Origin of the sequence: Providencia sp. PROV033, assembly GCF_028484855.1 — a bacterium.
GTDB lineage: Bacteria > Pseudomonadota > Gammaproteobacteria > Enterobacterales > Enterobacteriaceae > Providencia > Providencia alcalifaciens.
The window spans coordinates 18,870-33,919 of record NZ_JAMPSW010000043.1 but is presented as its reverse complement, the minus strand read 5'-3'; the positions used below and the strand labels follow the sequence as shown (position 1 = coordinate 33,919).

The following is a 15,050-nucleotide window of genomic DNA, read 5'->3' as shown; positions in this document are numbered from 1 at the left end:
GGGGTATAAAAATGAGGAGCTATATATGAGTGACGTAACCATCCGCAGAGCCACATTAGACGATGTTCCTGCAATCACGCAAATGCATGCGGATTACTCCGCCTATGCCAATACTTTACAACTCCCTTACCCAACGACAAAAACATGGGAAGCACGGCTAGGTGCGAATGACCCCCTCGTCACCCAGTTTGTGGCTACAATCAATGAAACCGTAGTAGGGTTACTGGTTGTGCATCAACCCTCACAAGTGCGACGTCGGCATGTAGCAAGCTTTGGTATTACGGTCAGTGAAGCCTATCAAGGTAAAGGAATTGGCACACAATTAATGCAAGTGATGGTGGACTACTGTGATAACTGGTTGAATGTCCATCGTATTGAATTGGAAGTCTTTGCTGCAAATGGAAGTGGCTTGGATCTGTATGAAAAGTTTGGTTTCAAGCAAGAAGGCGTGATGCGTGATTATGCTTTTCGTGATGGTGAATATGTGGATGCCATTATGATGAGCCGAATAAAGTAAGTCTATTCCTTCCTTATATCAATTACCTATTCAGTATCTCTAAACCATGAACTGAATAGGTAGATTCACAATAAAAATATCCAGCCTATATAATGATAGATGAACCCGACTATGCTATCGACCTATTAGGATAATGCAGTGTTGGTATAGCCACATCACCATTTTTATCATTAACTGTAGTATTTTTATTTAGTAAATAATGTTTCAGCTCATTGACGAAAACAAGATCTTTTGAGTATGTATAAACCGGTCGGTTAAAGGCTTGGGCTAACGCCGCACCATGCTGGTGACCATGGCAACTTAAAACATGTAATGGAACATCACTATTTTTTAGATCTAAATGAAACCGTTTTTTTAAGTACTTCACTAGTGCATTTGCTGAGCTAGAAATATAAAATGTTGAATCCCCTTTTCCTTGCAATAATTTTAATCCAACATCAAAAGAAAATTGCTCAACTTCAGAGCCATGTAGGCTAAGCGCAGGCTCTCCAGTATCACGAAAATTATTTATATAACCATGAAAACCAGTAAGAGAGCTTTTCTCTTTTCCCAAATCCATCTCAGTTCGATTAAACAATTTAAGGTGACTAATCGGCTTATTTTCATATTTTTGAACATTCACCGAAGAAGAAAAAACAGCCTCCCCTATACTATCAACAATAACCTTGGAAATTTTATCTCTCACTTGATAAGATTTTATCTTACCCACTAACTTTTGAACACGTTTCAGCCTATTTTCAAACACTTCAGGTGTATTTTGGTGCTTCACAGCCCTTATTTTTTTCGCTATTTTTTTCAGGGATGCATCTGATACATTTTGGTTTAATAATCTCAATAAAATTGTGTATTCGATGGATGTTGAGCATTTAATTCTCATAAAAATATTTTTACCTTTATTAATATAAAATTCATATAGGTTGATAATATTTTTTATGAATTATTATTTATATCATATAGCGATGACATTATTTATTTTGTCGATAAATAATAAACTCTTGTATCATAAATAACAAAGTGAGCTTTTAAGCTAAAAATTAGACAAAAATGCCACTCGAAAGTGGCATTTTTGTCTTCAGATTGGCGTTCTAATCAGCGATTACTTATCGCCTAACAGAACTGAATCTAATGCGATTTCAATCATTTCATTGAACGTAGTTTGACGCTCTTCAGAGGTAGTTTGCTCGCCCGTTTTGATATGGTCAGAAACGGTGCAGATCGTCAGTGCACGAGCACCAAACTCAGCAGCAACACCATAAATACCCGCGGCTTCCATTTCTACGCCCAGAATGCCGTATTTTTCCATCACTTTAAACATGTCTGGATCTGGAGAATAGAACAAATCCGCAGAGAACAGGTTACCTACACGCACATTCACGTTACGCGCTTTTGCAGCTTCAACTGCGTTATGAACTAAGTCATAGTCTGCAATTGCAGCAAAGTCATGGTCTTTGAAACGCTGGCGGTTGACTTTAGAGTCTGTGCATGCGCCCATACCGATAACCACATCACGCAGTTTCACGTCATCCATCACCGCACCACATGAACCTACACGGATCAGTGTTTTAACACCAAAATCAGTGATCAGCTCTTTCGCATAGATAGAGCATGAAGGAATCCCCATACCATGACCCATAACTGAGATCTTACGACCTTTATAAGTCCCTGTGAAACCTAACATACCACGTACGTTATTAACCTGACGAACGTCTTGAAGGAAAGTTTCTGCAATGTACTTCGCGCGCAGTGGGTCACCCGGCATCAGTACGACGTCAGCGAAATCACCCATTTCTGCATTAATATGTGGAGTAGCCATTCGTATTCCCTTTTAATCATTAAAATTGTTCACAATAAATAAGGCAGTTGCCTGCCTTATTTTTAAATCACCTTATGGCCGTTTCAGTAAAGAAACAGGTCTTAGAACATAGACTTACCGTAATCCATTGGTGATAAATCAAAATATTTTGCGACTGTCTGACCAATATCCGAGAACGTTTCACGGTGACCTAAAGAACCCGGTTTAACTTTCGGTCCATACACCAGAACAGGGATATGCTCACGAGTATGGTCAGTACCTGGCCATGTTGGGTCACAACCATGGTCTGCAGTTAAGATCAGAATGTCGTCTTCTTTAACCAGTTTCAGCATTTCAGGCAGACGGCTGTCAAATAATTCCAACGCTGCGGCATAACCTGCAACATCACGACGGTGACCATAAGCTGAGTCAAAATCAACGAAGTTAGTGAAAACAATCGTGTCATCACCCGCAATTTTCATCTCTTCTAAAGTGGCATCAAATAACGCGTTAATACCCGTTGCTTTGATTTTCTTAGTAATACCGACGTGTGCATAAATATCTGCAATTTTACCGATAGAAACGACTTCACCTTGTTTCTCTTCGACTAATTTTTGCAGAACAGTTGGCGCTGGTGGCTCAACCGCTAAATCATGACGGTTACCTGTACGCTCAAAATGACCCGCTTTGTCACCGACAAATGGACGCGCAATAACACGACCGATGTTGTAACCACCTTTGGTTAACTCTTCACGGGCAATTTCGCACAGTTCATACAGCTTATCTAAACCATAAGTCTCTTCATGGCACGCGATTTGGAATACAGAGTCCGCAGAGGTGTAGAAAATCGGTTTACCCGTTTTCATGTGCTCTTCACCCAGTTCATCAAGGATCACTGTACCCGATGAGTGACAGTTACCTAAATAACCCGGTAAATTGGCTTTTTCGACCAGTGTATCCAACAGCTCCTGAGGGAAGCTGTTTTCATGTTTTTCGAAATAGCCCCAGTCAAACAGAACAGGAACACCTGCGATTTCCCAGTGACCTGATGGCGTATCTTTACCTGAAGAAAGCTCGCTTGCATAACCATAAGCGCCGATGATTTCCGCATTAGGATCCAGACCCACAGGGAATTTTCCGCTCGATTCTTCTCCTGCTTTACCTAAACCTAATTTTGTTAAGTTAGGCAGGTGTAATGGACCTTTACGACCTTTATCAGCTTCACCGCGAGCACAAGCTTCTGCGATATGACCAAGTGTGTTTGAACCTTCGTCACCGAATTTGTGGGCATCACCCGCAGCACCGATCCCAAAGGAATCCAATACCATAATAAATGTGCGTTTCATATTTATTCTCCTGCGATACAGCTTATCTGTTCATCGCTTCAATCTAACCCGCACCTTTCGATGAAAAATGCGGATATCGGTTTATTCACTAATTTGACGATAGACCATAGGCGTCGCTTCAGGGGCTTTATCCCCAATAATCATAGCAGCACGAACTTCTTTCGCCGCATCTTCCCATGATTTTTCGCTATTGGCATGAATAATCGCAAGTGGAGTTTGGGTATCAACTTTGCTACCTAATGCTGCGATTTCACTTAAACCAACGCTATAATCGATTGGGTCAGTTGCTTTACGACGACCACCACCTAACGTTACCACAGACATACCCAGTGCTCGTGTGTCCATTTGTGTGATAATGCCGGCTTGTGGTGCATAAACAGCTTTGCTAAGCACTGCTGTTGGCAGATATTTGTTGTAGTTCTCAACAAAATCTTTCGGACCTTTTTGTGCCGCAACCATACGACCAAATACTTCAGCGGCTTGACCGTTGTCCAGTACCGCTTGTAATTTCTGGCGGGCCTCTTCACGATTAGCTGCCAATTTACCCGATACCAACATTTCAACACATAACGCCATCGTAACTTCAAATAAACGTGGGTTACGGTATTCACCAGTCAGGAACTGGACGGCTTCACGGACTTCGACAGCGTTACCTGCGCTAGATGCGAGAACTTCGTTCATATCGGTTAGTAGTGCCGTGGTATTACAGCCCGCGCCATTCGCCACTTGAACAATGGATTCAGCCAGTTGCTCTGATTTTTCATACGTTGGCATAAATGCGCCAGAACCCACCTTAACGTCCATCACTAAGGCGTCTAAACCTTCGGCTAACTTCTTACCTAAAATAGAGGCAGTGATCAGTGGGATAGAGTCAACAGTAGCTGTGATATCACGGGTTGCATAAAAGCGTTTATCCGCAGGTGCTAACGAATTAGTTTGCCCAATAATCGCCACACCAACATGCTTAATAATATCTCGGAAACGTTCATCGTCAGGGAAAATATCAAATCCTGGAATGGCTTCAAGCTTATCTAATGTTCCACCCGTATGACCCAAACCACGACCAGAAATCATTGGTACATAACCACCGCAAGCCGCGACCATTGGACCTAACATCAATGAAGTGACATCACCAACGCCACCCGTGGAGTGTTTATCCACTAATGGACCATTCAGATTCAGTGATTTCCAATTTAATACGGAACCTGAGTCACGCATTGCGAGCGTCAGTGCGACACGTTCAGGCGTTGTCATGTCATTGAAATAGATAGTCATTGCTAAGGCAGCAATTTGACCTTCAGAAACAGTGTTATCACGCACACCATTGATGAAGAAACGAATTTCCTCTTCACTTAATGATTTGCCATCACGTTTTTTACGAATAATTTCTTGAGCGAGAAACACAATAGGCTCCTTTTTACATCGAATTCTTCGGCTAAACAGTCACTGCTATTGCCCAGAATCGATTGGGCAATAGTCTGATATCACTGATGACTGCGATTATTAATAGCTGCTAGTAGACTTTTTAACGTCAAATCCTAGCGTATTTAATAAGTTCGCTAATAAGCTAGATGCCCCAAAACGGAAATGGCGAGCATCCGCCCAATTGTCGCCTAAGATTTTGCTTGCTAAGGCTAAATATTGTGCTGCTTCTTCAGCGGTACGAACACCGCCAGCAGGTTTGAAACCAACACTTTTCGCGACGCCCATATCATGGATGACTTGCATCATGATTTCAGCGCTTTCTAAAGTGGCATTCACAGGTACTTTACCTGTCGATGTCTTAATAAAATCAGCACCTGCATTGATTGAAATTTCAGATGCCTTACGAATTAAATCTGCGTCTTTTAATTCGCCTGTTTCAATGATGACTTTCAGTAATACATTTGCTTCTGCACATGCATCTTTACATGCTTTCACTAAATCGAAACCGATTTTTTCATTCCCTGCCATCAATGCACGATAAGGGAAAACAACATCAACTTCATCAGCACCGTAAGCGATAGCCGCTTTCGTTTCTGCTAATGCAATTTCAATATCATCATTACCATGTGGGAAGTTGGTGACAGTTGCAATACGGATATCGGGTGTTCCTTGTTCACGTAATGTTTTACGTGCAATAGGAATAAAACGAGGATAAATACAGATAGCAGCGGTGTGGCCTGCTGGGCTTTTTGCCTGATGACATAGTGCGATAACTTTCGCATCAGTGTCGTCATCATTCAATGTGGTTAAGTCCATCAGGGTCAGTGCGCGTTGCGCTGCTGCTTTTAAATCAGTCATATAACTCTCCAACGATGTTAATTCTTTCAGAACGATACGTTCTTTGTTGGCGAGCGGGCTTGTTCCATAAAGATGCTAGTTAGGTTTTCCAAACTCAGCAGCTGAGATCCATCTCACCGCACGGTGCCCTAGAGTCAGTTGACTCTAAGAACTATCAGTTCCGTGGCAACTTACTAATACCTATTTGACCACGTAACTGGGATATTTTATGCGCTACAAATCACATTTATCGACTGAACGTTACATTATTAAATATATATCCGTGAACAATATCACAGTATAGCAGGTAATCACTCACTGTTTCACCGTCATTATACTGACTGCCGCCGCTTCGTCATAAATTGATTACGTTAAGGATAGTTGAAAAAGTAAGAGTTACGATACAAAACAGAAAAAGAATATCTCAGAAGAAAATGACAGCGGAAAGACAAATTGCCCTTCCGCTGCAAAATAGAGGGATTACATTGCGGTCATTGCTGCCAAGGTTAAGAAGAAGCCTGCGATGGTTGCGCTCATTAAGTTAGAGAGCGTACCGGCCATAACGGCTTTCATACCTAAACGAGCGACATCACTACGGCGATTTGGAGCCATTCCACCTAAGCCACCCAGCAAAATTGCCACAGAAGACAAGTTTGCAAAACCACACAGTGCGAAAGAAATAATCGCTTTAGAGTGATCAGACAGAACTTGTTTACCCGCTGCAATCACATCCGCATCTGCTTTCATATATTCACCGAAGTTCATGAAAGCCACGAATTCGTTTACAACGACTTTTTGACCAATAAATGAGCCTGCAATAGTCGCTTCGCTCCATGGCACACCAATAAGGTATGCGATTGGCGCAAATACCCAGCCCAATAATAATTCTAGGGATAATTGTGGATAGTTAAACCAACCACCGACGCCACCTAAAATACCGTTGATCAGAGCGATTAATGCGATAAACGCGAGTAACATAGCCCCCACGTTCAGAGCCAGCTGCATACCGGATGCTGCACCAGATGCTGCGGCATCAATGATATTCGTTGGGCGATCTTCCTCAGCGACTAAATCTTTGGCATCCACATTATCTCTAGCCACTTCTGTTTCTGGCACCATTAATTTAGCAAATAGCAAACCACCCGGCGCCGCCATGAAGGATGCTGCAATCAGGTACTCCATTGGAACGCCCATTTGCGCATAACCAGCTAAGACAGAGCCCGCTACAGAGGCTAAACCACCACACATGATGGCAAATAGTTCAGAGGTCGTCATGGTCGAAATATAAGGACGAACAACCAGAGGGGCTTCTGTTTGACCAACGAAAATATTCGCTGTTGCAGATAAAGACTCGGTTCTTGAGGTTCCCAGAACTTTTTGCAGACCACCACCTAGAATTTTGATGACCAGTTGCATGATGCCAAGATAATACAGGACTGCAATCAATGATGAGAAGAATACGATGATAGGCAATACACGGAAAGCAAAGATAAAACCGCCACCGCCAAATAACTCAAACATTTTGTCAGAAACCAGTCCGCCAAAGATAAAGCTCATCCCATCTTGGCCATAACCGATAACTTTAGATACGCCGTTAGACATACCTTCTAAAACACTGCGCCCCGCAGGGACATAAAGAACAAATGCACCAATGGCGACTTGGATTAAAAAAGCACCGCCGACTGTACGAAGTCTAATGGCTCGACGATTGCTGGAGAAAAGAACGGCTATCGCAATAAGCACCGCCATCCCAACAATACTCAAAATGAGTTGCATGGAAGTATCCCTGTTCACTTAATTCTAGGTTAATGTATAAATAAACTCGTAAGGCTCCGCGAGTCTTAGTTCGATGATTATAACCAGTCATCATTAATAACCCGCAATATTCATCACAAATCCAAAGTGCAATAAGCAACATAAATTCAAATATTGTGATAAACATCACAATAGGCAGTCAGTTTAGTCTGGAAAGGCACGAATACGATAGTCTATTAGGTAAAAAACTGAATGGTTTTACTTGAGTAACTCATGGAGATACATAAGAAATAATTATCAATTAGCGCATTTTGGTCTGATTTAGATTAAATAACGTCCGACTATTGTTGTAAAGTTGTTGTGCTATCTCATCGGCAGATTCGTGTCGCAGCTCACATAAAGACTGAAATACCCACTGAATACGCTCAGGTCGATTAGGTTCACCTTGAAAACCGGATACAGGCATATCCGGCGCATCAGTCTCAAACACTAAACAACTTAGCGGAAGTTGTGCCATCACTTGGCGTGTTTTATTGGCCCGCTCATAAGTGATTGTTCCGCCAACACCGATGTAATATCCCAATTTCACAAAGTTTTCAGCCTGAGAGAGACTACCCGCAAAGCCATGCACCACACCACGAGCAGGAACATCATGGCGACGTAACATGGCAGCCAGTTGATCATGGGATTTTCTCGAATGCAGGATAATCGGTAAGTCAAACTGTTTAGCTAACTTCAGTTGACGCTGAAGCAGTATTTGTTGGCGCTCAAATTGTGGATCTTGCATATAGAGGTCGAGTCCAATCTCCCCAATAGCGATACATTTTTTACTTTTACGCGCCAAAAAATCTACCAGCATTTCAAAATGCACTTCTTGAAACTGACTTAAATACAAGGGATGAAACCCCATTGCGGCATACAACTGGGGATAATCAAGAGAGAGACTCCAAACTCGCTGAAAATTATCTGCACTCACCGTTGGGATAATGATATCTGTTATCCCTCCTTCTGCGGCTTTCTCTAAGCTGTCTGACAATGCATCGCTAAATGGAGGAAAATCAAAATGACAGTGGGTATCGATAAAACGAGGATTATCCATCATGCACTTGGCTACCTTGCAAAACGTTAGCGCCAACAACATCAGCCACCTTTTCGACTAGTAAGGATTCTTCCTGATCTTCTATATGGGCCAATTCTAACGAATGTCTACGCTTAGAAAATCGATTAAAACTCGTATCATTACTGGCAAATTGTTGAGCCAATGCAGCAATAAAATAGCGTCCACAACGACGACCTACATGATAGTCTTGATTTAAGGCACTAATTTTACTACCCAACGCACTACTTTTCAGCGGTGTGGGCGGGTAAATTTCAAAAATTTGTACGCCATCAGGTGGGTTTTCAATAAATTCTTGGGTTTTACGGTAGCTTTTTAAGTGAACTTTTAACATCGCAGCCATTCGCTGTAACGCCGAATTATCCCCTTCTAACCAACGCGTCATACGCTTAACCCACTCAGGTGTAAAATACATCTGAGAAGGCACTGTACGAACTACAACAATGGTGTCAGCACCACGCCGATAAGCTTCTTCAACAGGGATAGCTGCGCTGATTCCACCATCATGATATCGCACACCACTAAATTCAACGCCTGTCCGATAAAACCCAGGAATTGCACTGGAAGCGCGAATGATGTCTAACCACGAATCCGCATCCGGTTGTAAAAATTCAGCAGAAAAATCATCACTACGGCTTGCTCCCATATAGAATTCACGCCCAGACTTTAACAATTCAAGCCCTGCATCCATATTAAGAGGGAACTCTTTCGCCGTCGTTTCAATCAACCAATCAAGGTCGATTAAATTCCCGCCACGAATGAATCGCAGTGGGTTAAAAAAATCAAGGTTGGTGGTATAGCGCGTAATGACTCGGCGAGCATAACCTGCTTGCCCACAGATATAAGCCGATAGATTTTGAGCGCCTGCAGAGGTTCCAATCATCAAATCAAAAGGGTTAAAGTTTTCTATCAAAAACTCATCCAATACACCCGCAGTGAAAATACCACGCTGACCGCCTCCTTCACAAATAAGTGCGGTTTTTCCTCCGTTAATTTCGTCAGAAAATGCGAGTGGCTCAATCGTGCCTAAAGTGACTGGAACATGCTTTCCCATAGTAACCCTTTATCTATATTGACATTGACGACTCGTTCATCAATCCCACTATCAATCAAATGACATTGGTTTTCATTAAACCGCTTTTCTCTGGGAGAGCAAATAGCAAAATGAGCTTTCAATTGAAAGCCCATTTAAAAGAAATTACTTATCTGCCAGAACTAAACCATTTTGTACTGATTTTACACCTTTTGCTGTCGAGGCGATTTGTACAACTTGATTTATTTGTTCGCTAGATTTAAGGAAACCTGAGAGGTAAACCACACCTTGAATCGTTTTCACTGAGACGCTATTGCTTGGGATTCCACTCGTACTTAAGAGCTTACTTTTAATATCCGCAGTAATAGATGAATCATCCATATAAGTGTCGGTGCTTTTCACGCCACTAGAAATGGCATTTCCTGTATCTTTTCCTGCCATTTCAACAGTTTTAGCTGCGCTGTCCCAAGTTTCCGAAGCTTGTTTTTTCAAGGCGCTATCCGATGATGAGCTACAAGCAAAAAGTGCCCAGCTCAACCCAATGACACCTAAAGAACGTAAAACGGCGATCTTTTTCATTGGAACCTTCCTCTTGGTATGATTAATAAACTAACAATGTCATAGCCTAAGTAAAAAATAGGTAAAAATAAAGTCAAATAACTCATCTATCAGAGGATTACTAAAGGAAAAATTTTATTCCCAGAAAAATATTCTTAATTCGATTATTCAAATCAGAAAGCGACAAATCATTCTCTAGCTGTAGGCTGTAGTAAGAATAGAAAAATAGGGTGCCTGTACCACCAACGAACAACAGAAGAGAAATGTGGGGGATAACTCCCCCACCAGACTACTCAATACATAACAGAGTAGCTTGAACCTTTGTATTTCCACTCACTACATTGACCGTACATAACCGATCCCGCAGTTGTAGTGAAAGACACAATACCGTGATACACACGGTCATTAGCCCTATCAGAGCGAACTTGGTCATTCCTCTTGACTCCTGTACAAAAAGGAGACAGAATCCAGTTGCTGGTTGGAGACTGCCTCGAGTTACTGTTAAATAGAACTCGGGGCTTTCGTCTTTTTAGTCCTCACAACCTGTTGTCTGCTTGAACCCAAATGATCCAAGCACCCACAGTCATCATAGCAGCATGCCCTTCACGAAAAAATACTCGTTCCAGTAGCTACTTAATTGAATAAATTGATAATTAATCAGATATATAACAAAAATGACCAACTAAGTTGGCCATTTCAAAATTATCACGTGAAGAATAAAGAATGATTAATGTTCGCGTGTCTTACGGAATTTCACTTCAGGATAACGTTCGCTGGTTAAGTTCAAGTTAACCATTGTTGGTGCAATATAAGATAAATTGTCACCACCATCTAACGCTAAATTTTGCTCATTTTTGCGCTTAAATTCTTCGAATTTTTTCACATCATCGCACTCAACCCAACGTGCGGTAGACACGTTAACGGCTTCATAAATCGCTTCAACGTTATATTCACTTTTTAAGCGAGAAACGACGACGTCAAATTGCAGTACCCCGACCGCACCCACAATCAGGTCATTATTCGTTAATGGGCGGAATACCTGCACGGCACCCTCTTCTGATAACTGAACCAAGCCTTTCAGTAACTGCTTCTGCTTCAGAGGATCACGCAGACGAATACGACGGAATAATTCAGGTGCAAAGTTCGGGATCCCTGTAAATTTCAGCTCTTCGCCTTGCGTGAAAGTATCACCAATCTGGATAGTTCCATGGTTATGCAAGCCAATAATATCCCCTGCATACGCATTCTCGACTTGAGAACGATCGCCCGCCATAAAGGTTAGAGCATCTGAAATCACTACGTCTTTCTTAGTACGAACTTGACGCAGTTTCATGCCTTTTTCATAGGTTCCCGAGACGATACGCATAAAGGCAACACGGTCACGGTGTTTTGGATCCATATTCGCCTGAATTTTGAAAACGAAACCTGTAAATTTCTCTTCAGTGGCTTCCACTTCACGCACATCCGTTTTACGTGCTTGCGGTGCCGGTGCCCACTCAACAAGGCCATCAAGCATATGGTCGACGCCAAAGTTACCTAATGCAGTCCCAAAGAAGACGGGGGTTAACTCACCCGCGATAAAGGCATCGTGGTCAAATTCATGGGAAGCCCCTTGAACTAGCTCCAGCTCTTCACGTAATTGAGACGCTAACTCATCGCCCACTTCCGCATCTAACTCAGGGTTATTTAACCCTTTAACGATGCGGACTTCTTGAATTGTATGACCTTGACCTGTTTGATACAAAATGGTTTCGTCACGCAGTAAGTGGTAAACACCTTTGAATAACTTACCGCAGCCAATTGGCCATGTGATTGGGCAACAAGCAATTTTCAGCTCATTTTCCACTTCATCTAACAGCTCCATTGGGTCGCGAATATCACGGTCCAATTTGTTCATAAAGGTCAGAATTGGCGTATCGCGCAGGCGGGTAACTTCCATCAGCTTACGAGTACGATCCTCAACCCCTTTACCGGAGTCGATAACCATTAAGCAGCAGTCAACGGCAGTTAATGTACGATAAGTATCTTCCGAGAAGTCTTCGTGTCCTGGGGTGTCTAACAGGTTCACTAAGCAATCATTATAGGGAAATTGCATCACAGAGGTGGTGATTGAGATACCACGCTGCTTTTCCATTTCCATCCAGTCTGATTTGGCATGCTGGTTAGAACCGCGACCTTTTACCGTTCCCGCACGTTGAATTGCGTGTCCAAAAAGTAATACTTTTTCAGTGATCGTGGTTTTACCGGCATCGGGGTGAGAAATGATAGCAAACGTTCTACGGGTGCTAACTTCATGGAGAAAATTCTGATCTGTCATTTAACCGTTCTTTTCGTCTATATCCAGATTTGTATGGGCATCAGGAAGAGGCTCGAGGTGGCTCTAGCGCAGCAAATCCGTATTGTTAATCGTAATTGGCGGTTATTTTCGCAGATCTTGGGGTTATAAACAATCAGAGCCTGAAATGTTAGGCGCTCCACCCACAGGATGGAGCCCAATAAACTTACACCGACACTGTCACTAACTGAGCAATTTCCAGCCCTAATTCTTGTGTGCTGGCATTTCCGCCCATATCACGAGTCAAATGACGGCGCTCACGAATAGCCGTTTCAACCGCTGACATAATCGTATCGTGCATTTCTTGGCAACCAAGATGCTGCATCATCATCGCTGCCGCCCAGATAGTGCCAATTGGGTTAGCAATATTTTTCCCAGCAATATCCGGTGCGGAACCGTGCACAGGTTCAAACATCGATGGGAAGTGTTTTTCAGGATTGATATTCGCGGACGGTGCAATCGCAATCGTCCCCGTACAGGCGGGCCCAAGATCTGACAAAATATCTCCAAATAAGTTTGATCCCACAATCACATCATAAAATTCCGGCATTCTCACTAAGTTAGCCGCAAAAATATCAATGTGGAATTGGTCAACTTTTACATCAGGGTACTGCTTCGCCATTTCAGCCACACGGCTATCCCAATACGGCATTGAGTGAAATAATCCATTGGATTTCGTGGCTGAACTTAAATGTTTTTTATCGCGAGAACGGGCAAGTTCGAAAGCATATTTTAAAATTCGGTCAGTCCCTTTGCGGGTAAAAATACTTTGCTGGGACACCATTTCATCTTCCGTCCCTTCATACTGAATTCCACCAATGGCAGAATATTCGCCCTCTACGTTTTCGCGCACGACATAAAAATCAATATCACCCGGTTTTTTATCCGCCAGCGGGCATTTAATCCCTTCAAATAAACGTACCGGACGCAAATTCACATATTGATTAAACGCACGGCGAATTGGCAGCAACAAACCCCATAAGGAAATATGGTCAGGAACCCCTGGGAACCCAACGGCACCTAAGAAAATGGCATCAAATTTTTTCAGTTGTTCTAGACCATCTTCCGGCATCATACGACCAGTACGGTGATAGGTTTCACACGACCAATCAAAGTGTGCAAAGTTAAGCTTTACACCGTGCTTTTGTGCTGCTGCCTCTAAAACACGTAATCCTTCAGGGATCACTTCCGTTCCAATTCCATCACCCGGAATGACTGCTATATTAAATTGTGCCATTTTCAACGCCCTTATTATTATCTACCCATGTTCTCCAGTTTATGGCTTGCTGTGATAAAGTATAGGCATGAACTGTAATCCCTAGGTTTACAAACTATGAACAAGCTACCGTTGCTTGAAGATATCCGTGTATTTGTCACCGTCGCCCGATTGATGAGCTTCTCCCAAGCGGCTGAGCTACTATTGGTATCTCCAGCCTATATATCGAAACGCATTAAATTACTGGAAGAAAACTTAGGGCAAACGCTGTTTTTCCGTAATGCTCGCGCCATTCAATTGACGCCAGAAGGGAAAATTGTTCTGCGTAGCAGTGAGTTGTTACTGGAAGAATTAGAGCGAATGCAGGGAGAATTACAAGCTTGTCGCGATGAGATCCGCGGAGAACTGCGCATCAGTTGCAGTACAGGCTTTGGTAGCACCTACCTGAATCCCTTTATTCTGGCATTACGTGCCGATTACCCGATTTTAGGTATTGATCTGACGCTAACGGATCGATCAATCGATATCATCAGTGAGAATATCGATCTTGATATCTGCATTGGCGGTACCATTTCAGATCAATTCATTGCACGTCGGTTAGCCCGCAATAACCGAGTACTTTGCGCCTCTCCCGCCTATATCCAAAAATATGGGCAACCATCTTTGCCTCAAGAACTTGAACAAAAACACTTGTGTATTGCCATCAAAGAGCGCAATCAAGCTCCCGCAATCTGGAAATTAGAGCACCAACAAGAAAGCATGACCATCACACCGAATAGTAAATTAATGGTCAATAACGGAGAAGTCGCCAAACAATGGTGCCTCAGTGGTGAAGGGATTTTATTACGTTCACTTTGGAGTGTTCTCCCTGAACTTCAGTCAGGAAAATTAGTGCGCGTTCTACCACAATGGCATCAAGGCGCTGATGTTTTTGCTGTCTATTCACGTAGTTTACGTAATAGTGCTAGTCTTAGGGTTTTCATTGAAAATCTTGAAAAGTACCTCACTACCCATTTACCGAATATTTTTTACGATGAATATCATTATGTTGGAAGCGATTAAATACAAAAAACCACGATAACACGCAAGTCTTACCATGGTTTTTCTTTAGAAAAATGT

General features: G+C 42.5%; 14 protein-coding genes. 2 read left to right on the top strand and 12 right to left on the bottom strand.

Going from position 1 to position 15,050, the window contains the following annotated elements:
• The first annotated feature begins 25 nt into the window (after positions 1–25).
• Positions 26–517, top strand: a complete 492-nt coding sequence (locus PSF16_RS09470) for a GNAT family N-acetyltransferase (protein WP_039861369.1) — start codon at positions 26–28, stop codon at positions 515–517.
• A gap of 109 nt (positions 518–626) precedes the next feature.
• Here PSF16_RS09470 and PSF16_RS09465 read toward each other — a convergent pair whose 3' ends face one another.
• The 12 genes from PSF16_RS09465 to PSF16_RS09410 all read right to left on the bottom strand — a co-directional run bounded on the left by PSF16_RS09465 (position 627) and on the right by PSF16_RS09410 (position 13,952).
• A complete protein-coding gene (locus PSF16_RS09465; RefSeq protein WP_272689164.1) occupies positions 627–1,394 on the bottom strand; it encodes a hypothetical protein in 768 nt (255 codons plus the stop codon).
• A 219-nt stretch (positions 1,395–1,613) separates the two neighbouring features.
• Positions 1,614–2,330 (bottom strand): purine-nucleoside phosphorylase, encoded by a 717-nt coding sequence (deoD, locus tag PSF16_RS09460; RefSeq protein WP_006657106.1) that lies wholly within the window; start codon positions 2,328–2,330, stop codon positions 1,614–1,616.
• Between the two features lie 101 nt (positions 2,331–2,431).
• Positions 2,432–3,655: a phosphopentomutase gene (gene deoB, locus PSF16_RS09455; RefSeq protein WP_006657105.1), complete on the bottom strand. Its 1,224-nt coding sequence runs from the start codon at positions 3,653–3,655 to the stop codon at positions 2,432–2,434.
• Positions 3,656–3,736: 81 nt separating this feature from the next.
• Positions 3,737–5,059: a thymidine phosphorylase gene (gene deoA, locus PSF16_RS09450; RefSeq protein ID WP_006662838.1), complete on the bottom strand. Its 1,323-nt coding sequence runs from the start codon at positions 5,057–5,059 to the stop codon at positions 3,737–3,739.
• A gap of 99 nt (positions 5,060–5,158) precedes the next feature.
• The gene (deoC, locus tag PSF16_RS09445; protein WP_006657103.1) at positions 5,159–5,938 is read right to left on the bottom strand and encodes a deoxyribose-phosphate aldolase; all 780 of its coding nucleotides are present in this window, start codon (positions 5,936–5,938) and stop codon (positions 5,159–5,161) included.
• A gap of 459 nt (positions 5,939–6,397) precedes the next feature.
• The gene (locus tag PSF16_RS09440) at positions 6,398–7,693 is read right to left on the bottom strand and encodes a NupC/NupG family nucleoside CNT transporter (protein WP_006657102.1); all 1,296 of its coding nucleotides are present in this window, start codon (positions 7,691–7,693) and stop codon (positions 6,398–6,400) included.
• Between the two features lie 280 nt (positions 7,694–7,973).
• On the bottom strand, positions 7,974–8,774 hold the full coding sequence (locus tag PSF16_RS09435) for a TatD family hydrolase (protein ID WP_272689163.1): 801 nt from the start codon (positions 8,772–8,774) through the stop codon (positions 7,974–7,976).
• Positions 8,764–9,843, bottom strand: a complete 1,080-nt coding sequence (locus PSF16_RS09430) for a patatin-like phospholipase family protein (RefSeq protein WP_006657100.1) — start codon at positions 9,841–9,843, stop codon at positions 8,764–8,766. Before PSF16_RS09430 ends, PSF16_RS09435 begins: the two co-directional genes overlap by 11 nt.
• A gap of 144 nt (positions 9,844–9,987) precedes the next feature.
• Positions 9,988–10,401 carry a BON domain-containing protein gene (locus PSF16_RS09425; RefSeq protein WP_006657098.1) on the bottom strand — a complete coding sequence of 138 codons (414 nt, stop codon included), beginning with the start codon at positions 10,399–10,401 and terminating at the stop codon, positions 9,988–9,990.
• A gap of 268 nt (positions 10,402–10,669) precedes the next feature.
• On the bottom strand, positions 10,670–10,813 hold the full coding sequence (locus PSF16_RS09420; protein ID WP_071524961.1) for a Hok/Gef family protein: 144 nt from the start codon (positions 10,811–10,813) through the stop codon (positions 10,670–10,672).
• Positions 10,814–11,107: 294 nt separating this feature from the next.
• Positions 11,108–12,697 carry a peptide chain release factor 3 gene (gene prfC, locus PSF16_RS09415; RefSeq protein ID WP_006657097.1) on the bottom strand — a complete coding sequence of 530 codons (1,590 nt, stop codon included), beginning with the start codon at positions 12,695–12,697 and terminating at the stop codon, positions 11,108–11,110.
• A 184-nt stretch (positions 12,698–12,881) separates the two neighbouring features.
• A complete protein-coding gene (locus tag PSF16_RS09410) occupies positions 12,882–13,952 on the bottom strand; it encodes a tartrate dehydrogenase (protein ID WP_272689162.1) in 1,071 nt (356 codons plus the stop codon).
• Between the two features lie 96 nt (positions 13,953–14,048).
• Between PSF16_RS09410 and PSF16_RS09405 the strand changes: the two genes are divergently transcribed.
• Entirely contained in the window at positions 14,049–14,993 is a 945-nt protein-coding gene (locus tag PSF16_RS09405; RefSeq protein WP_036967399.1) for a LysR substrate-binding domain-containing protein, read from the top strand.
• Positions 14,994–15,050: the final 57 nt, after the last annotated feature.